Source organism: Lonsdalea britannica, assembly GCF_003515985.1.
Lineage (GTDB): Bacteria > Pseudomonadota > Gammaproteobacteria > Enterobacterales > Enterobacteriaceae > Lonsdalea > Lonsdalea britannica.
In genome coordinates this window covers 147,496-169,495 of record NZ_CP023009.1, presented here as the reverse complement: position 1 = coordinate 169,495, position 22,000 = coordinate 147,496, and the positions used below count along the sequence as shown (strand labels likewise).

Below are 22,000 nucleotides of genomic sequence, written 5' to 3'. Positions count from 1 at the left end.
AATCATTTAACAGCCGATCTCACAGGGCAACGCTGCGGAGAAGAGCATGGATACAGGGCTGCGCAATGGATAATCTATTCAGTCATGATAATGCAATGTTAACGGTGCCTTTTTACCAACCAGAGCATATTGAACAGATCGCGGCGCTGGATAGCTGGTGCCAGCACCAACAATTTGCATGGCAACAAGACGGCGCGGATCCTGCGACGCAGGGCAAACGTCTGCTGCAACTGCTGGGCCGAGCTGGTTGGCTGGCGCACCTTGACGGACCGGAGCATCACTTTAGCACCGATGCGCGTAGCGCGTGTTTATTTCGCCAGACGCTGGCTTATCACAATGATTTGCTGGACTTCGCTTGGTCGATTCAAACCTTAAGCGGAAGTGTGATTCGCCGTTACGGTAACGACGCGCAGCGCCAGTTGTATTTGCCCCGGCTCGCTAGCGGTGACTGTGCGGCTGCTTTCGCCATATCAGAGCCGGAGGCGGGATCGGATGTCTCCGCAGTGGCACTTGTCGCTGAACGTGAAGGTGACCATTATCTGCTGAGTGGCGATAAAGCCTGGATTGCGCAAGGCGACATTGCCGGTTGCCTCATTGTCATTGCTCGCACAGGTGAAGGCCCGGGACCATTAGGCCTGAGCGCCTTTATCGTCGATGCCTCGCTGGCAGGTATCTGCAACAGGCCGCTGGAAGCCCTTGCTCCGCGCTCTTGGGCGCATCTGCACTTCGATCGCGTCAGGGTTCCTGCGGAAAACCTGCTGGGTAAGCCGGGGCAGGGGTTCATCATCGCGCTGGATACCCTGGATCGCTTTCGCATGACGGTCGCCAGCGCGGCTATCGGTTTTGCCCGCCGCGCGGCGGATATTGCGCTACGCCACGCCTCGCTCAGAAAAATCTACCAGGGGCGGCTCATTGACTTACAACTGGTGAAAGCCACCTTGGCAAAAATGGAGATCACACTGTCTGCAGCTACGCTGATGACGGCACATGCAGCCTGGCAGATGGACAACAGTGAGCCGGGGTTTGGTAAAAGCTCGGCAATGGCGAAATACTTCTCCACGGAACAGGCGAGCCGCATTGTTGATGATGCATTGCAAATGCTAGGGGCCGCTGGTGTGGTGGCTGACAGCGCTATTGCTCGGCTTTATCTGCAGATCCGTCCACTGCGTATTTATGAAGGTGCGTCGGAAACGCTGCTGATGAATATCGCCTCGGCACTGGATACCCACCGTCTTAAGCTCCGGGAGGATCTGCTATGAGCCATATTGCACTTAATCCCTTCAGCGCGATTCAGCATGAAAATCCTTATGGCTGGTACGCCATGCTGACGCGTGAGCAGCCGTTCAGTTTTGATCCGGAGCTAAAGTTGTGGATCGCTGCGGATGCGGCCTCGGTCACGGCGGTTCTCGAGGCGTCACAGCTTCAGGTGCGTCCTATTTCGGAACCCGTTCCGGTTGGCCTCGTCGGCACTGCGGCAGGCGACATTTTCGGTAATCTGGTGCGGATGCGCGAAGGAGAGCACCAACAGCGGTTGAAAAGCATTATCGTGCAGGCGATCGCCTCCGCAGATTTGCAGCAGGTGCAGCAAAAGGCATTTGCGAACGCTCTTCGCGGTTTGCAACAGCACGGTGAAATTAACGATCTGGTATTTACCCTTCCGGCCGCAATAGTCGCGTCGCTGTGCGGTTTTAGTGATGACGCTCTGCCGGAAATGAGCGCATTAATCGCCGAATTTGTACTTTGTATTCCTGCTTCTGCCAGCGCTGAACAGCAGGCTCGAGCCAGTTTAGCCGCGGAGCAACTGCTCACGCGTTATGGCAGTCAGCTTGAGCAGGTCAAAGAAGGGACCTTGCTGGCCGCGCTACTGCATGCGGCGGTGGCCGATGACTGGACGCACCAGGCTGCACTGATTGCAAATAGCATCGGTTTACTTTCGCAAACGTATGATGCCACCGCCGGATTGATCGGCAATGCTCTACTGGCAGCACAGCGCTATCCGCAATCATTCATCGAGGCCTCGCTGAACGACTTTGTGGAAGAAGTCGCGCGATTTGATGCGCCGATCCAGAACACCCGCCGCTTCGCCGCCGCGCCATTCCGGTGGCGCGGTGAGGAAATCGCCGCGGGCGATACAGTACTACTGTTGCTGGCTGCCGCCAACCGAGATCCCCAGGCCAACCCGCAGGCGGACTTATTTATCCCAAACCGCACTGACCGCCGTTGTTTCACCTTTAGCAATGGACGCCATCGTTGCCCGGGTCAAGGTGTGGCGGTGGCGATTGCCAGTGGTTTTCTCGATGCGGTGCGGCAGCATGACGCTGTAGCGATTAAGTCGCTCCATTGCACCGGCTATCTGCCATCTGGCAACGCGCGTATCCCCAAACTGATCCTTTAACGGCTTACAAGGTTTATTTATGAACGCTGAAAAAGATTTGCCCTGTGCTTTCGTGCTGACTGGCGCATTTTGGGTCATATGCCGCAATTCACTTTACCTGCGTGAGCTGGCGAACCGGGACATTACCATTCTGGTCGTCACGCCGGAATCCTATCGTCAGGGGGCTGAGGCCGCTCGTCAGAATAAGCACAGCATCACTGGGTTGATCGCCGATATTGCCTATGTTCAGGGAGCGCTGGATCGGGAAGCGTCTTTTAACCCCAGTGTCGTGGCCGCGCTGCAACAGTGGCAGCAGCAGTACCATATCGTGGGGGCTTTTGCGGTAGGAGAAACCTTGGTGGAACCGACCGGAATCATTGCCGATGCGTTAGGCCTGAACAGCCCAGGTCTGCGGGCAACCCGCGTGTGCCGCAGTAAATATTTGCAGCGTTTTTACTTAAGTCCATTCAGCCCGCCTTCGCGAGTGATTGCACCGGAAAAGCGCGAGGAAATTGACTGGAGTACGCTGCCTTGGCCATTGATCGTAAAACCGGCGACGCGGCACTCCTCATCAGGCGTCATTTCTGTGGATAACGAACGGCAGGCACGCGCGGCGCTGGTGGATTATCCAGCTTATGAAACCCTGCTGCTGGAACAACGGATAGAAGGGCAGGAGTATTCGGTGGAGTCATTGGTGCAGGATGGCGAAATCATATTCTCTTCCGTAACGCACAAAATGACCACCGACCAGCACAGCAACACCTTTGTGGAGCTAGCACATACCGTGCCCGGATTGGGATTCGAAAATGCCCTGCTATTGCAATCTACCCGGCAGGTGCTGAGTGCGCTGGCGTTTTCTGATGGTATTGCCCATTCCGAGTGGCGCGTAAGCCTTGATGGCAAACCTTACCTGATGGAAATTGCTGCCCGCACGCCGGGAGACGGCATTCTGCCACTTTACCGGCTGGCCTGTGGGGAGCCGTTGGAGTCCGCCATTATCAAAATCATGCTTGGTGAGAAAGCGCGTTATCCGATACCAATGCGTGTAGCGCGCCAGGTTTATCTGGAACATACGCCGGGTGTGCTAAGGGACGTGCATGTGCGATGGCCTGATGTACAGGTAAGTTGGATTGAGGATAACCAGACCTGGCCGGAAATTCTTCCGGGACAGCTTCAGGATCCGCCGGTATTACGCGCTGTTTTTGTTCACAAGCAACGCGGCGAATCGCTCACAGCGCTGCGTTCTTCCGACGATCGCGCCGTTACCTTCTTTATCGATGCTGCTAGTGAGGCGGAGCTCAACCTACTGGAAGCAGACGTTCGTGCATCCATCACTGTAGATATTGAGGTAGACCATGACTAATCATTCCGCCATGCCTGGCGTATGGGAAACCTTTGCGCAAAGCCCGCTATCATCGAAGGTCATTCTGTTCGGTGTGATGATTAATCGCCTTTCGGGCTTTTTACAGATTTTTATTGTGCTGTTTCTTCTTTCTCTGGGGTACACCCATCAGCAGACTATCATCGCGCTATTTGTTTACGGCACCGGTGCGGTAATGGGCGCGTTGATGGGCGGTAGCCTCAGCGAGCGGCTGGGGGCTCGTACTGCCACCATGATCAGCATGGGTGCCACGGCGGTGCTGACAGCAGCGCTGCTTTATTTGCATCATTTTACGACGATTTTGTTGGTGGTGGCGTTAGCTAGTCTCTGCGCCCAATTATTTCGACCGGCGTCCTCGACGCTGCTTTCGCAGCAAACGCCAACTGAGCGACAGACGATGATTTTCGCCATCTATCGGCTGGGGTTAAATTTGGGAGCGACGGGCGCGCCGCTGATTGGCTACGCGCTGTATCATTGGGGCGGAGAAAGCTTTACCTGGCTGTTCTGGGGCGAGGCGATCATCGCCGGGCTATATGCGCTGCTGGCAATGCTGACTTTACCCGGTAAACCCCGTAGGACCGAGGGATCACCATTACCTGCCACACAATGTGGAGGCAGCTATCTGGACGTGTTGGCGGACCGCCGAATTGTGCTCTTTTTGCTGGCAACCCTGTGCCATTCAGCTGTATTTGTGCAGTACATTACCACGTTGCCCATGTACGTAGAAGATCAGAACATTGGCCTGTTTTGGTACACGCTGGCGGTGTCGTTGAACGGCGTAATTGTTATCTGCTTTGAATTGCTTATAACCAAAATCACACAGAACTACGCCAGACGTAAAATGCTGGCGCTGGGATTTGCGCTGATTGGCAGTGGCGTCGCGTTTTATGCTGTGCCGATCGGCCCTGCGGCGCTGATTGTCGGCACGCTGATCTGGTCGGTTGGCGAGATCATCTCCGGCCCCGCATTTTTTGCCTTCCCTGCTAATGCCGGACCGAAACATCTCAAAGCACACTACCTAGGCAGCTTTCACTTTATGTTTAGCATGGGTATCGCGTTGGGGCCGGTGGTTGGTGGTTGGCTTTATTTGCAACTTGGTACTGCCATCTGGCCGGTTATTTCGCTCGGATCATTTTTCGCCGCGGTGGTTTGCGGATATTGCGCTACGGAGACCTCGATAGGAAAAAATCAACACAGCCCTGCTGAAAATGTCGATGCAAGCAAAGTTGCTGAATAACTATCTTTGATTATGTATGAAGGAAGAATATATGACCGGATCATGCAAGGATGTACAGCCACATTTTAAACTGCTGGGAATTGGTGCGGGACCGGCCAATTTAAGTTTGGCGTCGCTATTATATGGAAAGCAGGGGATTAAAAATATTTTCCTCGACGGAAAATCCTCTTTTTCCTGGCATGACGATCAGATGATCGAGGGGGCTACGTTACAAGTTTCACTGTTTAAAGATCTCAGCACGCTAGCCGATCCAACAAATATATTTACTTTTCTGGCTTATTTGCATGAAAAAGGACGTATTTATCACTTTCTCAATGCCCAGTTCGATGAAGTTCCTCGCCGGGAATTCCGTAATTATCTAGCCTGGGCCGCTGAAAAAAATGAGAATGTTATATTTGGTGAGAAGGTGCTCAATATTGATTTCGACAAGGTTTTTAAAATTGTCACCGATAAAAGAGAACTGACCGCTGAAAATATTTCCATCGGTGTAGGCACTCAACCGTGGGTGCCGGAATTCGCCACGGCGTATATTGGGAAGACGCAGTTTCATGTCAGCCAGTATATGCAGAGAAGTAGCTTAATGGCCGGAAAACGGGTGATTATTATTGGTGGTGGACAATCAGGGGCGGAAGTTTTTCTGGATTTACTGTCGAAGCCCGATAGTGACCGGCCGACCAGCATTCACTGGATTTCACGACGGCGTAATTTCTTTCCTATTGATGATTCGACTTTCACCAATGATTTTTATATGCCGTATTATTCAGACTATTTTAACAAGCTGCCGTTGCATCTGCGACAGAGTACCAATCGGGAAAATATTCTAACCTCCGACGGTATTTCAGAATCGACGCTGCGCCAAATTTACCAGAAACTTTACAGCCTCAACTTTATTACGCCAGGGAAAACTCGCATTGTCATGCAGACCAGTCGCTCAGTCAGCAACGTAAAACCGACTGGGAGAAACAGCTGGCAGCTCGAATATTGTCATCTTGATTCATTAGGCACGGAGATCCAAGAAGCTGATGTGGTGGTCTGGGCTACCGGCTATTCCCCTACTGAAAAGCGTTTTCTCGGCACGCTGGTCGAGCGTATTCACCGCGAAAAAGAAGAATTCGTAGTGGATAAAGACTTCGCCGTAAAATGGGATGGCCCTAAGGGAAATAATATTTTTGTTCAAAATGCGGTACGGGGACAACGCGGCCTACCGGATTTAAACCTCAGCCTAAATGCATGGCGCGCGCAGCGCATTGTGGGCCGACTGTGCGGCGAATATCCTTCGCTTCAACATCCTTCTTTTATCGACTGGGCTCCGCCAGCGGAAAATAACCCGCAGGAAGACCCGAATATTGATGAAAAAGAATATAAGCGAATTTCACATGGTTTCTTGAGTTAAGTCGCAGCATTTTTCTAGGAACGAAACATTATGCTGAAATATGACATCGCGCTTGTCGGTGGGGGCATTCTTGGGTCTACCATCGCCAGAGAACTGATAAATAATCACCCTAATTTAAAACTTGCGATTATTGATAAAAACCTTTCCGGTTCTGGTGCCTCTTTTTATTCCGCAGGTGTGCATTTTCCACGTGGCGGTAGTGAAAGAGTGAGACAGATGTCGGAATACAGCCATGATTATTATCAGCGGTTAATAAACGACTGTGCGCCGATATATCCGCTTGCGATGGAATTAATAACGGAAAGTCGCAATATCCCAAGCGTAGAGGGAAAATATCTTCCGAGTGTGGGGTTTCATCAGAGGATAAATTGCATTAGTGATCTGATTGATTTAAATGCGGCAGCTGGTAATGACTTGCGCGTATTAAAAGGCGGCGGGGCAAATTATGCCAATGTGTTTGCGCTGGTTAATTATTATATGGAAAAACTGCGCGACAAAATTGATTATCTCGAAGGGACTGAAGTAGAGGCACTGAGGCGAGAAGGGCCGTGCTATCGGCTGTCCTTACGTTCCGGGGTGGATATTCAGGCGCGTCAGGCAATTATTGTGCCTGGCCCGTGGATTAACCATCCCCTGAACGGTGAAACCCTTTCCTCCAGAGGCCTGCGGATAAAAAAGATTGTTGCTGCGCATATCAACGTCAAGCCGACAATGCAGGCACCGCTTGTCGTCTTTGATAAAGAAGACGCCTTTTTGCTTCCGTGCCATCACCGTAAACAGTGGCTGTTCAGTTACACCTGCAAAGAGTGGGATGTTGACCCGGAATCTGTCGGCTCACTCACTCCAGCCGACCTCGCTAACGCGCGCGAAACCCTCGCGAAATATGCCCCGGCGCTAGCCGAACAGATTCACGATGGTCGGGTATTTTGTGACGCCTATAGCCCCGGCAGTGAACCGACAGTGATTCGTGCAGATGACGGTGTGATCTACGCCGCAGGCTGCAATGGTTCCGGCTACCGTCTGGCGCCAGCGATCGCCGCTGAAGTGATCAAATTAATTCCACATCTGTCAGGACTGGAGAAAAAAATATGGTGATCCATCATTTAGAAAATGCAGATATGGCCCAGATGTTTGACATTGATATCAGTCATCTTGACGGGCTTGATTTTCCGGCAGGCTTGGGCAAGGTTGCGCCAGGCGAGCGCTCCGCTAGCCATCAGCACGATGAAACAGAGATGTTCGTTATCGTCAGCGGCGAAGGCACCTTACTGGTTGACAGCCATGTTCATGCAGTGAAAGCCGGTAGTGTGGCGCAATTTGCGCCCTTTGAATCCCATGTGTTGGAAAACACCGGCGAGGTAGATCTGATTTTCTTTTTGCAATATCGCCGTGATGCCGCCAGTTCAGCACGTTCTGCATCGTCACAAGAGCGCCAGAACCCGGCACGCCCACAGTTTGTATTCTCGACGCCACCAACGCCGAACGGGGATTTGCATCTTGGACATCTTTCTGGCCCTTACCTTGGCGCGGATGTCTATGTGCGCTACCAGCGACTGTTGGGTCATCCGGCGTGGCACATGACAGGTTCCGACGATTTCCAAAGTTATGTCGCGGCGCTGGCCAATCGCGAAGGCTCAACTCCAGCGGAAGTGGCGCGTCATTACTCCCAGGAGATCCGCCAGACGCTGAGCATGATGGATATCGAACTTGATCACTACACGATGACTAACGATGCGGACGGCTATGCCGAAGGTGCGCAGCGCTTTTTCAGTCGGCTGGTGGCGAGTGGTCAGGTCCAAATGCGAGAAGCGCCAGCACTGTGCGATAAGGACAGCGGGCACTATCTGTATGAAGTGGATGTCGCCGGTGCCTGTCCGGGCTGCGGTCATGCCACTAACGGCAACATCTGTGAGGAGTGTGGTGAGCCAAATGTGGTGACTGACCTCGACATGCCCGTCAGCAAAGCCAGCCAGCTTCCGCCGCTGAAGGCCATGGTTAAGCGTTATATGCTGCCGCTACATCAGTTTGCCGAAACAGTCAAAGCGCACCACAAAGTAGGCCGGGTACCCGCAAGAATGCGCGAGCTGGCGCAGCGGGTTTTCAGCCGTGATTCACTGGATGTGCCGCTCTCTCATCTATCAGATTGGGGGATTACTCCTGCTGAGGTGGAAGGTGAAGGTCAGGTTATCTGGGTATGGCCAGAGATGAGCTACGGATTTTTGTGGGATATTGAACAGTTAGGAAAAAAAGTTAGCCAGCCGTGGAAAGCGGACCAACCTGATTCCAACTGGAAAATTATTCACTTTTTTGGCTATGACAACAGCTTTTATCACAGCATTCTTTACCCCGTGCTATATCGGCTGGCTTACCCAGAATGGCAACCGGATATCGATTATCATCACAATGAATTCTATCTGCTTGACGGTAAAAAATTCTCTACCAGTCGCCGCCATGCAGTCTGGGGCAAAGAGATCCTCACTCCGGAAAGCGTTGATGCGGTACGTTTTTATCTCTGTCTGACTCGCCCGGAGCAGGAGCGCACCAATTTCCAACTCGCGGCCTACCTGACGGAGCTACGTCAGACCTTAATTGGCGAATGGCAAGGCTGGTTGCACGAGCTTGGTCAACGTACTGCCCGCCTTTTTGCGGGGCAGGCGCCAGATGCCGGGATCTGGACCAAAGAGCAGGTCGCGTTCTGGGCACAGCTTAACGGTCATCTGCAATGCATGAAGAACGCGCTGAACAGTGATGGTTTTTCACTGCGCCGTGCGGCGCAACAGCTGAAATTGCTGGTACAGGATACCCTGATCTTTTCGCAATCCCAGCAGCAACTGGCGGCCATCCCTGACTGGAAAGACGAATATCGTACCTCGCTGGCGCTGGAATTGGCGGCGGCGCAGCTACTTTCACGCATTGCTCAACCGCTGATGCCGCGTTTTTCTGGCCATCTGGCGGCGGCATTGGGTAATCCGGTAGCGGATGACTGGCCGCAGCAGGCGGAGATTGTTACGCCGGGCAACGCAATTACCCTGCATCAAATCAATTTCTTTAGCGATCCTGACGCATCGCTGGATACGCCTCACTGGGCCTGGCTGGCCGGGAAATTAACGACGCTGTTGCCCAACGTCAACCCCCAACCTTCACAGCGACTGTCAGAGTTGGGGGCCACCTCACTGATGGCGGTCACGTTGCAATATTATTTGCTAAACGAGATGCAGGCGGATATCCCGTTGGACTTATTGCTTAACCAGCCGTTAGGCAAAGTCGCGGATGAGGCTGCGCGTCAGCAGAGCAGTGCAGCGAAGGGAGTCACCGAATGACCCCAGCAGAACTGTTAAAGCAAGTTGAAGAGGCTGGTCTGAAAATCAGCCAGCTAGACGGTAATCTGAAACTGGAAGGCGCCACGCAAAATATTACGCCGTCTTTGGTGGCGGCGCTGCGCGAAAATAAGGCAGCGCTGTTGGGATGGCTGCAACAGCGTGCGGACAGTTTCTCACTGACGCCATTACAGCAAGCCTATTACCGCGGACGTTCACGGCTTTTTGACGGTGGCGGAGTGGCGAATCAAGTCTGCCATGAAATCGAAGGATGTTGGGACGTTGCGCGGTTGGAACAGGCGCTTCAGCAAGTGGTGGCGGCGCATTCTGCGCTGCGCCTACGCATCTTAGACGACAATGCCCAGTTTATCAGTGATGACGTCCCCGTGATTATCCGCCACGATTTGCGTGGGTTACCGGAGGAACAGCGACAGCGGACACGGGCGTGTCTACGTGACGAGAAATCCCATCTGATGTTGTCGACAGAAGGCGCGCTGTTGCAGGTAAATGTTGCGCTGCTCGCCGATGATCGGATGGTACTGTTCATCAATCACGACGGTATGATTGTTGACGGTATCAGCATGTTTCTGCTGTTCCATCACTGGTATCGCTATTATCAGGGGGAGGAGGACGCGGTCGGTTACTTGACATTTAACGACCATATTGATGCTCTGCAAAATGAGCGTGGGAAGCCCGCCTGGCAGCGTTCACGCGATTACTGGCTGGCCCGCATCCCTATGCTGCCGCCTGCGCCCAATTTGCCGCAGACCACGAAGCCGAGCGATCTGACATCACGTTTCAGCCAGCGGGTAGTGTCGCTGGAAGCCGGTCCCTGGCAAGCGTTAAAGATACAAATTCATGCGCATCAGCTGACACCCGCTGCTGTGCTGATGACCGCATGGTCCGAGACCCTCCACTACTGGGGGGCTCAGGATCACTTCACCCTGAATGTTACCGTTTCAGAACGCCGTCCTATCCACCCACAGGCGTTTCGCTCCATTGGGCCTTTCTCCGCTCCGCTGTTGGTGGAAGTGATGCGCGATGCACAACTGACTTTCTCCGAGCGAGCGAGCGCACTACAACATCGCCTGCATCAGGATGTGGACCATCGCCATTTTTCCGGCATTGAGGTGATGCAGGAGTTAGCCCGTCAACGCGGGCTGGCGGCCGCCCGAACGCCCTACACGTTTAACTGCACGTTGGGCGCGCTGGAAGGGGTAAACGGAGATGCGCTGGAGCTGTTTGGTGAGGAAGTTTTTACCCTTAGTCAAACGCCGCAAGTACTGATAGATGTCTTCGTTTTTGAACAGCATGACAAGTTAATTATCCGGCTGGATGGTGTTGAGGAAAGCTTCCCTGAGGGCTTCTTTACGGCACTGGCGGCAGGTTATCAGCGGATGATCAGTCTGCTTTGCCAGGCGAAAAGTTGGCACCAGTCGCAGTTTGACCTACTACCGGACGATCAGCGTCAGCGACGTGAAGCGGTTAACGCAACTCAGTCGGCAGTGACGCCGCGTATGCTGGGGGATGATTTTGTCCTCCGTGCACGACAGCAGCCCGCCGCACAGGCGCTTTGCACGCTGGACCGCCAGTTAAGCTACGGCGAGCTCTACAATCGCGTAGCTGAAGTTGTGCAGTGGCTGAAATCACAGGGCGTGCAACGCAATACGCTGGTGGGGCTGGTGGTAGAACGATCGCCGGAACATGTCATTGGTATCCTGGCCATAGTGTTGGCAGGGGCAGCTTATTTGCCTATCGACGCCCACTTGCCCGCTGCTCGCCGCGATTATATGTTGCAAGATGGTGAAGTGAGACTGGTGTTGACGAATGTCGATATAGACTGCGGCCTGCCGCAGTTCGATCTACGCCGTCCTCAGCCGGGAACCTGGACACTGATGCCGTGTGATGCGGAGGCCACACCAGATGATCTGGCCTACGTGCTGTATACGTCTGGCACCACCGGACAGCCAAAAGGAGTGATGGTGACGCACCGCAATGTGATCAATGTGGTGGATGACTGCCAGCGTCGTTTTGACATCACACCGGAAGATCGCTTTTTTGCCATCAGTGCCTTAAATTTCGATCTCTCTGTGTGGGATCTTTTCGGTGCCCTGTCGGTGGGTGCGGCGCTAGTGATCCCTGATGCGGATAAAAGCGGCGATACTGAACATTGGGCGCAGCTGTGTGCTCAATACCGGGTTAGCGTGTGGAATTCGGTGCCAGCCATTGTGCGGATGATGCACGATCACGGCGATGCGATGCCGTCATCGTTGCGTCTTCTGATGATGAGCGGCGACCGTATTCCTCCGAACCTTCCTGCGGCGATCTTGGCGAAACAGCCCGCGATCCGTCAGTGGTCGCTCGGCGGTCCTACCGAAACCACCATCTGGAATATCTGCCATCCGATTAGCGCTGAGAATTGTGCAGCTCAAGTAATTCCCTACGGTCGTCCCAACGCTAATAACCAAAGCCTGATTTGCCATCCTGACGGAACGCTCTGCCCAGACTGGGTAGCAGGGGAGATCCTGGCCAGCGGTATGGGAATTACTCCGGGGTACTGGCGTGATGAGCCGCGAACCCGCGAGCGTTACCTTGAGAGTCCGGAAACTCGGTCTCGTAGCTTCCGCACCGGCGATCTAGGACGTTATCTGCCTGACGGCAACATTGAGATCCTTGGGCGGGTGGATTTGCAGATCAAGGTTAATGGTTACCGCATTGAGGCTGGTGACGTCGAAGCCGCGTTGGCAGCGCTTTCGGGGATTAACGAGGCGGCTGTGGTGGCGGTGAAAAGTGCCAACGGCGATATGTTGGTAGCACATCTGGTCGGTGACGAAGCGGGTTTGAATCCGGAGCGGATACGCCAGACGCTCAACCAGCATCTGCCGAATTACATGATCCCGTCTCGTTTTTGCTGGCATCAAGCGCTGCCATTGAATCGCAATCTGAAAGTGGATCGCAAAGCACTTAGCCAGCTGGCATTGAGCGATACGGTCGCGCAGCCAGAAGCACGGAGCGAGGAAAATGGTGCTATTGAAGACCAGTTGCAGAGCATCTGGCAGTCTGTTCTACCAGTCAGGCAGCTCAACCGTACCCACGATTTTTTCAGCGTTGGCGGTAATTCGCTGAGCGCGCTGCGCATTCTTACTATTGTGCGTAAAACCTTTGGCGTGGCGCTACCGCTGGAGTCTATGTATCAGTTTAATACCGTGCAGAGCATGGCTGCACATATCGCGACACGAGGAACGAGCGAATGAGTGCATCCCTGATTAATGACATCGTTAATCATCCGCCTTCGCCGGATGGAAACCTAATTATCGCCACCCTCAGCGAGCGCAAAACCATCCCGCTGACGGCGCTTTACGACAAGGTAGGGCAGGTGGCGAATGGCCTGCTGGCACAAGGGGTTCGTGCCGGAGATACGATAGGTATTCTGGCAGATAACTGCCTTGAATGGGTGTTGCTCGACCTGGCGGCGCTGCGTATCAAAGTACGTACCGCAGGGTTTGACCCGGGCAAATTTGAGGCGACGGAAGCGTTGGTCCAACGCTATCAACTGAAATGGCTTTTCACCGATAAGCCGCATAATCACGAGATAGCTAGTCTCCGCTATATTGATGAAATTCATGTTTTTCTCACGCAACACCCCTCCACATTACCGCCGGTCAGCTATGCCGCTGATGAAACCACAACGGTCAAATTCACCTCTGGCTCCACCGGCGTGCCAAAAGGGCTGGCTGCCACTGTTGGCAGTATCGATTCTTCTTTGCGCGATGTGCAAACCCTGTTTACTCATGGTCCACAAGATAGCCTGTTGGTGTTTCTGCCTCTGTCCTTGTTGCAACAGCGTTACTGGATTTATTCCGCGTTAAAATTTGGACACGACATAATTCTAACCAACTATCAGGCGGCGTTTTTCGTTATGCCACAGCTTAACCCGACCGTGGTGATGGGGGTTCCAGCGGTCTTTGATGCCGCTCGGCGTCATATCGAGAAGGCGGACGGTGATGTGGCAACGATGACGACGCAAGGCCAGCGTCTGTTTGGTAATAAGATCCGCTATTTGTGGACCGGATCCGCACCGGCTGATCCTGCGACAGTGCGACTGTTTCATCAGATTGGGCTGCCATTGTTCGAAGGCTATGGCATGAACGAGACCTGCATCGTAAGCAAGAATCACCCGGCCGCTAGCCGCCCCGGCAGTGTAGGGCAAGTACTGTCAGATAAGCGGGTGGAGATAGATACGGAAGGCGCGATCATTGTATACAGCCGCTACCCGGTCAACACCCACTATCTCTATGCGGATCCGGGTGCGTCGGAAAAAATGTTCACTGCCGACGGCGGAGTGCGTACCGGGGATTTGGGCTATGTCGATGAAGAGGGCTTTCTCTATATCCGGGGACGAGCTGACAATGTCATCGTGCTGGGTAACGGCAAAAAGATCGATGTACATCCCATTGAAACGCGTCTGAAAAACTGTGATTTGATTGCGGAGTGTGTGATTTTCAGCCCGAAGCAAACTGAGCTGGTGGCAGTGATCTCGCCGGTTAGTGTCGTTGCCGATGCTGCCGGCATCGACGATGGAGTAAAGAAAGCCAATACGGCGGCAGAAAAAGATGAATATGTCGCCCGTTACATTATTGCTGAACAGCCGTTCACCATTGAAAACGGCCTGCTGTCATCACAGTTCAAGCCGTTGCGTAAAATAATTTTTGAGCGTTACCAGCAACAACTCATCACCTCTGTTTAAGGAAACTGTCTATGAACGCTGAAACCGCCTTTGCTGCGCTGGAACCTGCTGCCCGTAAAAGCCTCTCTGCCACGTTGACGACACCGTTAGCGGCTGAACAGATAGACGCTTCGCTGAATATGCGCGATGCCTACGGACTCACCTCATTGAACAAGATCTTATTTATTACGTCACTCTGTCATGAGATGAACATCAGTCTGGCTTTTCTGACCGAAGATGACCTCGCCAGGATGAATAGCCTGGCCGATGTTACTCAGATTTTGAGCAAATACATTGCTGTATAAACCCACCGAGAGAGGGCAGAAAAAATGAGCTGGAATCAGAACGCTACAGCAACGCTGGAAAATGACCGAGTACTACTAAGAGCAGTACAGGAAAGCGATCGTCAAGCCATGCGCGAATTGGCGCGTGACAGCCAGATTTGGCAATACTTTGTGTTCCGCGTCGATACGGATGCGCAGTTTTCGACGTTTTTTGATGCCATGTTACGCGATCAGGCGTCCGGCAGCCGAGCGGTGTTCACCATCATCGACAAACTTTCCGGGCAGGTTGCCGGAAGTATGAGCATTGGCTCGATGGCGGAGCAGGAGGCTCGGTTGGAGATCGGCTGGTCGTGGTTGGGGCAAGCCTTTCGCGGTACTGGCATCAACCGTCACGCGAAATATCTGCTGTTGTGCCATGCGTTCGAAACGCTGAAGGCCATCCGAGTGGAGTTCAAAACGGATGTGCTGAATACCCGTGCTCGTGCCGGGCTTCGCAACATTGGTGCCACGGAAGAAGGAACGCTGCGTAGCTTTAACTTTATGCCGGACAATCGCCGCCGTGACGCGATCTTTTACAGTGTATTGGCGCATGAATGGCCCGACGTTAAAGCTATGTTGCAGGCTGCTCAGTCCGCCTCCCAAGAGACGAAAGCAGAATGAGTCGCGACAATCTCATTATTCATCTGGAAGGAGATGCCCTGTCACGGGGCATTCAACACGGTGAACGCTGTTGCGACGCGCTGCGGCAGTTTGTTAATGAAGGGCTATGCCGCCTACAACCCCTGAGTGACCGCCCAATATCGCTGGACTGCCTCCGTGAAAAAATCGCTGCTTACCGAGCGATGGTGAGCCATTGGCTCCCTGATATTTCCGAAGAAATTAATGGGTTGTCGATCGGAGCGGGCATTCCTAGCGATCTCGCCTGGCTGTTGCAACTTCGACGGGAAATCTTGGGTTATAACCGTATCAATACCGGCGGCGATTGCTCGACTCTGGCGTCGCACAAAGGCGAACCTCTGCTGGCGCAAACTGTCGATCTTAACGGCAATCTGGATGATTTTATTCGCGTTCTGCACATAATCACCCCACAGCGACGTTCATTGGTGCTGAGTTTTGCCGGGCTGTTGGGTTACCTCGGGGTGAACAGCGCGGGCCTCGCCATCGGGCTGAATATGGTGCTGGGGGGGAAATGGCAGGAAGGTATTCCGCCTTATCTAGCCGTCCGTCATCTGCTGGACAACTGCGCCAGCGTTGACGAGGCTCTCGAAACTCTTGCAACACTGCCCTTATCCAGCTCGCGATCTTTTACCTTTTGCGATGGTCGGCGGGCGGTTTGTGTGGAAAGCCTTGATAATAAGCTGCGTGTAGCAGAGCAAGGCACGGTGACTGCGCACACGAATCATTTTCTGCACGCGGACTTTATCCCACAGGATGAGATCAATATCTTCGCCCGAAACTCCTCTCAACTGCGGCTGGATCAGACCAGAGAGTTTCTGCAACAGCCGGCGATCAGGCCTGACATGTGCTTTGATCTTTTCAGTACGCCGCCGGTTTGTGTGGCGGACAGCGGTGATATCAGGCGTGAGCGCACTGTGGCGGCGGTAGTGTTGCAGCCCCTGCAAGGGACTATGCTGTTGCGTACCGGTAATCCTTCGCTTTCTGACACACTCTTTTTCTCTCTGGACTGATACCATCCAGCTAGAGGACCCTGTTCAGGGGGAGTCCATGAAGATGAAGTGGAATCGTGAATGATCTCGTTATGGCGCGAGTTTCCGATTGGCAGACGCGAAAACTTTTTGATCTCGAAGCGACTCTTCGGCGGAGATCGGCCTGCTCGAACGACTCCGCTAAGTGTTGATTCCTACCGGATTGCCGGGCTTCTCTTCCATACCATGGCCGACGGCCGCCGACTTGGCAGAGGCGAGCGCTTCTAATGCCAGGAAGCACAGGCTCTGTGTTTGAATCAATAAACGACGGACCGTCACTCCCGAAGCGATCTTTTTCCACAGAGCCTATGATATGCCCGCATCCAGTCTTAAGCTCCGCGGTCGACTTTTTATTGCCGACCGCGCCTGTTTCATCCCTGAGAAACAGGTTTCCCCTCAAAAAAGAGGAGACGCCTTACCCATCGCCGGTGGCGATAATCGACGCCAGAAGCGCTTGTGTCCGTGCGAGATAGTCGGCGATGGTCTCGGCGGCCTGCTGAGTGGCGGGATGGCGATAGTTGATGAACAGACCCTCATGCGTGCGGACATACCATAGACACACCTCGTCAGGGTCGACGCTGCGGCTGCGGAAGCTTTTGACCTGCCACGTCTTCCACTCGCGCGCGCCTGCGATACGCCGCAGCTCCATGTAGGAGATCATAAAGGGATCGCGCAGAGGCTGGTCGAGAAGCTCGGCCACGCGGGTCATGGGTATCTGGGCCAACGCTTTGACGCCTACCAGTCCGTCTGCCGCCGCACGGAGTGTCTGCGCAAATGAGCGATTTACATCGATTGGAAAAGCCACCGGTCCCATTCCAACATACCAGCCCACCGACGGCTGGCGCTGCGCGGTCTGCGTCTGGAAGGGGACCATGGTGCGAAAGGCGTCCTGGCCTGTGCGTTCACTGGCGGACTTTGCCAGACAGGCCAGTAGTCCGGAAAAAATGTCGCCTCCGGCAGACCGGCAAATCTGTGCAAATGTGTTGGCCTCCTCTTTATCGAACACTCTGGCGTGGCCGCTCGGTTGCTCGGTCACACCATCGCCCGCGGCGCCCAAAGGGAGAGGAAACGGCGGCAGACGACCGTCTCCCTCCGCCACAAAGGTCTTCCAGCGCAGAATGCCTTCATGGCTGGCGGTAAGCGCCTCCGACGCCTTTCGTTCCGCCTCGGCGAAGTCGAGATAGCTGGCGACGCCGGGAAGGGCGGGCTGAGAGGGATTCTCATCCGATGCGGACAGGGCGGCGGCGTACAAGGTATGGATCTCGCCGGGGATCTGGAAAAGGGAATAGCCGTCGATCAGCGTGTGATCCACCGCGAGGCAGACGGTCGTGGCTTCAGAATGACTGAGGGTGGTAAAGAGATAGCCCGGCCAGTGCAGGGGGCCGACTTCACCATCGAACAGCGACTCGAGATGGCTCGCCAACGCTGTCGCGTCGGTAAAATCGCCCGCCTCGCCGGGGGTTATCTCAATAGCGTCGGGTTCCAGCGTTATCCGTGTTAACCGCCGGTCGGCGTGAGAGGGGCCGACGGGGATCAGGTGGCTGCGCAAGGTTTCATGACGGTCAATCCATTGACGGATAGCTGTCATGAAGGCCGAAGCGTTCAAGTCGGCCGACATATCGAAGGCGCATCCCAGCCAGGCCGCCGTGGACAAGCCGTTGTCTCTGTCATCCAGCGCACCCATGATGCTCGCTTCCTGAAGGCAGGAGGCCCGGCGAGAATCTTTGACCCAGCGGGCGTCGGTGGCGGAAGGGCCGTGTACGCGCCAGGCGGTGAGGCGTCCCGCAGGCAGATTAAGTGAGGCTATATCAGTGAACTTCATGAACGTTTCCCTGTATCGGTGAAGGATGAAAAGGCTCAGGCGGGGGCGGTTTCGTTTCGGAGCGCGGCCAGTTGAGGTTCGCGCACCGCCCACAGCGGCGACATGACAATCCACACGGCGGCGGCGGCGATCAGCACGCCCGTCACAAACAGCGTCGTTCGCGTTCCCAGCAGCATCCCGCAGGCGCCACCGACCACCGCGCCTAACGGCGCCAGGCCCCAGACCAGCGTACGGATACTGGCGTTTACCCGTCCGTGGATTTCTGCTGGCGCCAACGCATAACGGATGGGGACCTGATGGACGTTGTAGGTCTGTATGCCGATCCACATGATGCATTGGGATAATCCGACGACGAGGATGTTCGGCAGCAGCGGACAGAGCATGGCGCCGACGGCGCTGATGAGGATCGCCGCGACCAGCGTGCGGCCCAGTCCCAGAACTCTTGCTATCGGGCGGGCCAGCAGAGCGCCCACGACGCAGCCGATGGCGGCAACGCTGGTGACGATGCCAATCTCGGTCGAGGTCAGTTTCAACTGGTCGGAGAGATAGAGAATAAAAACGGCGGAATAGGCGCTGTAGAAGAAAATCAGCGTGACGGTGGCGAACGTGGACGCGCGCAGCGGCGGCGTCTGAATCAAAAATCGGATGCCCTCGGCCGCCTCCTTCAAAATACGCGCCAGCGCGCCGCCTGTGGGGGCGTCACTGACAGTGCTGACGCTAAGCCGCCGACGCGCCGACGCGGTGGCGACGAAGGGCAGCAGGGCCGACATCAGCAGGAAGGAAAAGGAGTCCGCCAGTATCGCCACGGCGGGCGACGTGGCGGCAATCAGCCATCCGGCGATCGGCAGGCCGATCACCATGACGGCGGATTGCCCGAGCTCCAGCCTGCTTTGCGCCTTTGTCAGTTGCAGGTAAGGCACCAGCGCGGGTACCCAGGCCAGAAAGGTGACGTCGGCGACCACCATCGCGGCGCCGGTCAGCGTGGCGACGGTATAGAGGTGCCACATACTGACCTGTCCGGACAGAAAAAAAACCAGCGGCACGCTAGCCAGCGTTAGCGCCATGATGATGTTGGCCGTCATCAGCAGCAGACGGTGCGAGTAGCTGTCGACGAGCAGACCGGCAAACAGCCCGAGCAACAGGTACGGCGTTCTGCTACAGGCAAGCAGAACGCCGGTTTCGAACGGGCTGGCATGATTGAGGTTGATCGCCGTCAGTGGGAGAGCGAGGTGCGTGACCTGCGTCCCCACCAAAGAGAGCGACTGGCCCGTGAGAAGAAGGTGGAAGCTGCGTGGCAGCCGCTGTGAGACATCCTGTAAACCCTGCATCGCCATGCTCTCCACGGATCGTTGATGAGCTTACAGCTCGTAGCCCAGACGTTTTAGTTCGGCACCCGCGATGTGCTCGAATTCAGCAATTTGCGTTGGGCTGAGATCCTGCAAATAGCGTCCATTCCGCCCCCGGTAGAGCGGTTGACGCGCCGTATCAGCGGAAGGATGGCCCCAGGGTTTGTCGAACAGGGCATGGTTCTGATCGGCATGGCGCATGACCGCTTCATTCCACGGCAGCCCCAGAAAATCCAGCATCTGCGCAATCGTCTCGCGCGGATGGTTCACCAGATCTTCATAGCGGATTTCCAGATAACGTGAGTCCGGTGCGGTGAGACGCGCGTGGGCGACGATCTCGAGCCAGCCGTTGGCGGCTTCGGCAATCGTCTGGTATCCCCAGTCGGGAACGGTCTTGAGGTGAGAGGCCGCCAGATCCCGCCCATCGCGCACGATATGGATAAATCGGGCCTCAGGCCAGATTGCCGCATAGGTGCCGATATCCTTGATTCTTCGCTGTAGTTTCAGCCCCCATCGCTGCGTTCCCGTTTGTTGGCGTCGACGCTCTCCCATCGACTCGATAAGACGGCAGCGATCGTCCAGTGCGGAAAGATCCCGTCCGCACTTGGCCATCAGGCTCTTCACCTGTGCTCTGACTTCATGACGATCGAGACCGAAGCGTTCACACTGAACCACAAAATGCACCCCGTCGTACCACTCGGGGCGAACGTTTCCTTCGTAGCGCCAACGAGCAGGTGTTCGTTGGCATCCAAATAGTCGCAAACGGCCAGAATATGCGGCCCCAGATTGACCGGTTCCGTGAAGTCGAGCTCCGGGCCGACCACGAGGTCCGGATGTGAATCGAGAATGACGCTGAGCAGCGTGGTGCCCGAGCGGTTTTCCCCTCCCAGCAGCACCGGGTTGGTCGTGAGTTCACAAGACGTGACGGCGGCGGATGGACCCGACATGTTGCCTCCTTTCCATGGAAGAATATTTCAAATAAACATCACCCGCTTGCGAATAACGTGACCGCGAAGGCAAACAAGGGGCATATATTGTCTAGTCATAAGCAATAAACGGACTAGGGTGACATGATGTCACCCCACGAGAATATTTACGCTTAATACATAATTAGCATTGGCTATTCTGATAATCAACATTGGATTGAATGAATTTATTTATTTTTCATGATGTGAGAAAAATAAATAACAAAACTTGCTGCAAGGGCACGAGATATCAGGTGTTTTTGAGTTTGGAGAAGGGAATAAATAGCCAATAGATATCCAGCTAATCCGGAAATAATCAGTATTGTCGAGAGTTATTTCTAAAAATAAAGCGAAAATAATGAGGTTGATTTTATTTTTATTGAGAGTGAATTTATATTATCTCCACAGAGATGAAATACGCCTTGTCTTATTGTTAATTCGCGTCTCATGTCACGGGGAAACTAAGTCGGGTCATTATTTATATTTTAATTAATGGCTATGGGTGACCGGGTCTCCCAGGCGTCGAAGAGAATATCGGGCCATCATTCGTGATTGTCGAATTCAGCAGGGGAATTTATTCTGGGGATGAACGGCATGATGTATAAAAAGGCGAATATCATGCCGTTTTAGTGTGGGGGATGGGCGAAGGTTTAGCGCGATAGCGCTCCACGGATAGGGAGAGCGCTACGGAGAGTTTGAGGCTTCATTGTCTGCGTCAGCCTCTCATCAGTGTCCGTATCCTCCGCTGGACGGGAGCGCCGCGTGCCTATCGCGGGGGATTATTGGCAATCGCGGGTCAGCACCGTCGCGCCCATCTCGCTGGTCAATGTGTTGTGCGTATCTGTCCCTATATAGACGAGTCCGCCCATCGCGGCGCTGCCCGAGACTTCCCGCGCGCGGCACAGGTCCGCTTCCGCGCCCATCGCCACGCTCATGTGGGCTGACTGGACCACCAGATCATGGGTGTCGTTGACCAGTTTCGCGCCCATCGCCAGCTTGGCATCCAGACGATGAAGGTTGCCGCTCAACGCTATCGTGGAGCCCATGCTGCCCTCCACCGTCACCTGCTCCGTACTGAGGGCGCAGGCATCAACCTTCAGGTTGACGCCAAAGGTGGTTTTAATCGACCGCACGGGTTTGTCCGTAAAAATCGTCAGGTCTGTTTTATTGTCTGAGAGATCCCATCCGTCTATGTCGCGGGTCACGCCCGTCAAACTTAGCTTCTTGCTCGCCGAATTGACCTGCAATTGATCCAATACCTTTTGAGATGCGATGGCCACGGCATAAGGCTTATCCGCGCATTTGAGTGTGACGGAAAGCCCTTTCGATAATTCCAGTTCGTCAAAAGAAGACAGGGCTATCTGTTTCTCAATGTCGGCCGCAGAAGCGACGTTGAGGGTGGCGCTAAAAAGCAACGCGAGGGAAAAAACAGTGTTTAAGCGGGTCATA

General features: G+C 54.4%; 17 protein-coding genes. 12 read left to right on the top strand and 5 right to left on the bottom strand.

Annotated features, from left to right (window positions below):
* The first annotated feature begins 95 nt into the window (after positions 1–95).
* The 12 genes from CKQ53_RS00820 to CKQ53_RS00765 all read left to right on the top strand — a co-directional run bounded on the left by CKQ53_RS00820 (position 96) and on the right by CKQ53_RS00765 (position 16,400).
* Positions 96–1,259, top strand: coding sequence for an acyl-CoA dehydrogenase family protein (locus CKQ53_RS00820; RefSeq protein ID WP_244200982.1), 1,164 nt, complete (start codon positions 96–98; stop codon positions 1,257–1,259).
* Complete coding sequence (locus CKQ53_RS00815; protein WP_094118381.1) at positions 1,256–2,395, top strand: cytochrome P450; 1,140 nt, start codon at positions 1,256–1,258, stop codon at positions 2,393–2,395. Before CKQ53_RS00820 ends, CKQ53_RS00815 begins: the two co-directional genes overlap by 4 nt.
* A 19-nt stretch (positions 2,396–2,414) precedes the next feature.
* Positions 2,415–3,737 (top strand): ATP-grasp domain-containing protein, encoded by a 1,323-nt coding sequence (locus CKQ53_RS00810; protein ID WP_094118380.1) that lies wholly within the window; start codon positions 2,415–2,417, stop codon positions 3,735–3,737.
* 76 nt (positions 3,738–3,813) lie between these two features.
* Entirely contained in the window at positions 3,814–4,992 is a 1,179-nt protein-coding gene (locus tag CKQ53_RS00805; protein WP_244201065.1) for an MFS transporter, read from the top strand.
* A gap of 31 nt (positions 4,993–5,023) precedes the next feature.
* Complete coding sequence (locus CKQ53_RS00800; RefSeq protein WP_094118378.1) at positions 5,024–6,385, top strand: lysine N(6)-hydroxylase/L-ornithine N(5)-oxygenase family protein; 1,362 nt, start codon at positions 5,024–5,026, stop codon at positions 6,383–6,385.
* A gap of 30 nt (positions 6,386–6,415) precedes the next feature.
* Positions 6,416–7,480, top strand: coding sequence for an NAD(P)/FAD-dependent oxidoreductase (locus tag CKQ53_RS00795; protein WP_094118377.1), 1,065 nt, complete (start codon positions 6,416–6,418; stop codon positions 7,478–7,480).
* A gap of 23 nt (positions 7,481–7,503) precedes the next feature.
* Positions 7,504–9,705, top strand: coding sequence for a class I tRNA ligase family protein (locus CKQ53_RS00790; RefSeq protein WP_244200981.1), 2,202 nt, complete (start codon positions 7,504–7,506; stop codon positions 9,703–9,705).
* Positions 9,702–12,956: a non-ribosomal peptide synthetase gene (locus tag CKQ53_RS00785; protein WP_094118375.1), complete on the top strand. Its 3,255-nt coding sequence runs from the start codon at positions 9,702–9,704 to the stop codon at positions 12,954–12,956. Before CKQ53_RS00790 ends, CKQ53_RS00785 begins: the two co-directional genes overlap by 4 nt.
* Complete coding sequence (locus tag CKQ53_RS00780) at positions 12,953–14,449, top strand: AMP-binding protein (protein WP_094118374.1); 1,497 nt, start codon at positions 12,953–12,955, stop codon at positions 14,447–14,449. The genes CKQ53_RS00785 and CKQ53_RS00780 overlap by 4 nt, the downstream gene beginning before the upstream one ends.
* A gap of 11 nt (positions 14,450–14,460) precedes the next feature.
* Positions 14,461–14,733 carry a hypothetical protein gene (locus CKQ53_RS00775; protein WP_100053521.1) on the top strand — a complete coding sequence of 91 codons (273 nt, stop codon included), beginning with the start codon at positions 14,461–14,463 and terminating at the stop codon, positions 14,731–14,733.
* 24 nt (positions 14,734–14,757) lie between these two features.
* Positions 14,758–15,372: a GNAT family N-acetyltransferase gene (locus CKQ53_RS00770; protein ID WP_094118372.1), complete on the top strand. Its 615-nt coding sequence runs from the start codon at positions 14,758–14,760 to the stop codon at positions 15,370–15,372.
* Positions 15,369–16,400: a C45 family autoproteolytic acyltransferase/hydrolase gene (locus tag CKQ53_RS00765; RefSeq protein ID WP_094118371.1), complete on the top strand. Its 1,032-nt coding sequence runs from the start codon at positions 15,369–15,371 to the stop codon at positions 16,398–16,400. The genes CKQ53_RS00770 and CKQ53_RS00765 overlap by 4 nt, the downstream gene beginning before the upstream one ends.
* A 433-nt stretch (positions 16,401–16,833) precedes the next feature.
* Here CKQ53_RS00765 and CKQ53_RS00760 read toward each other — a convergent pair whose 3' ends face one another.
* From CKQ53_RS00760 to CKQ53_RS00745, 5 genes are all read right to left on the bottom strand, one after another.
* The gene (locus tag CKQ53_RS00760; protein ID WP_094118370.1) at positions 16,834–18,240 is read right to left on the bottom strand and encodes a condensation domain-containing protein; all 1,407 of its coding nucleotides are present in this window, start codon (positions 18,238–18,240) and stop codon (positions 16,834–16,836) included.
* A gap of 35 nt (positions 18,241–18,275) precedes the next feature.
* Positions 18,276–19,574, bottom strand: coding sequence for an MFS transporter (locus tag CKQ53_RS00755; RefSeq protein WP_208640022.1), 1,299 nt, complete (start codon positions 19,572–19,574; stop codon positions 18,276–18,278).
* Between the two features lie 24 nt (positions 19,575–19,598).
* Positions 19,599–20,261, bottom strand: a complete 663-nt coding sequence (locus CKQ53_RS00750; protein WP_208640021.1) for a sulfotransferase family protein — start codon at positions 20,259–20,261, stop codon at positions 19,599–19,601.
* A complete protein-coding gene (locus CKQ53_RS18555; protein ID WP_208640020.1) occupies positions 20,207–20,533 on the bottom strand; it encodes a sulfotransferase in 327 nt (108 codons plus the stop codon). Before CKQ53_RS18555 ends, CKQ53_RS00750 begins: the two co-directional genes overlap by 55 nt.
* A gap of 797 nt (positions 20,534–21,330) precedes the next feature.
* Positions 21,331–21,999 carry a GIN domain-containing protein gene (locus CKQ53_RS00745; RefSeq protein ID WP_094118368.1) on the bottom strand — a complete coding sequence of 223 codons (669 nt, stop codon included), beginning with the start codon at positions 21,997–21,999 and terminating at the stop codon, positions 21,331–21,333.
* Position 22,000 lies beyond the last annotated feature (1 nt).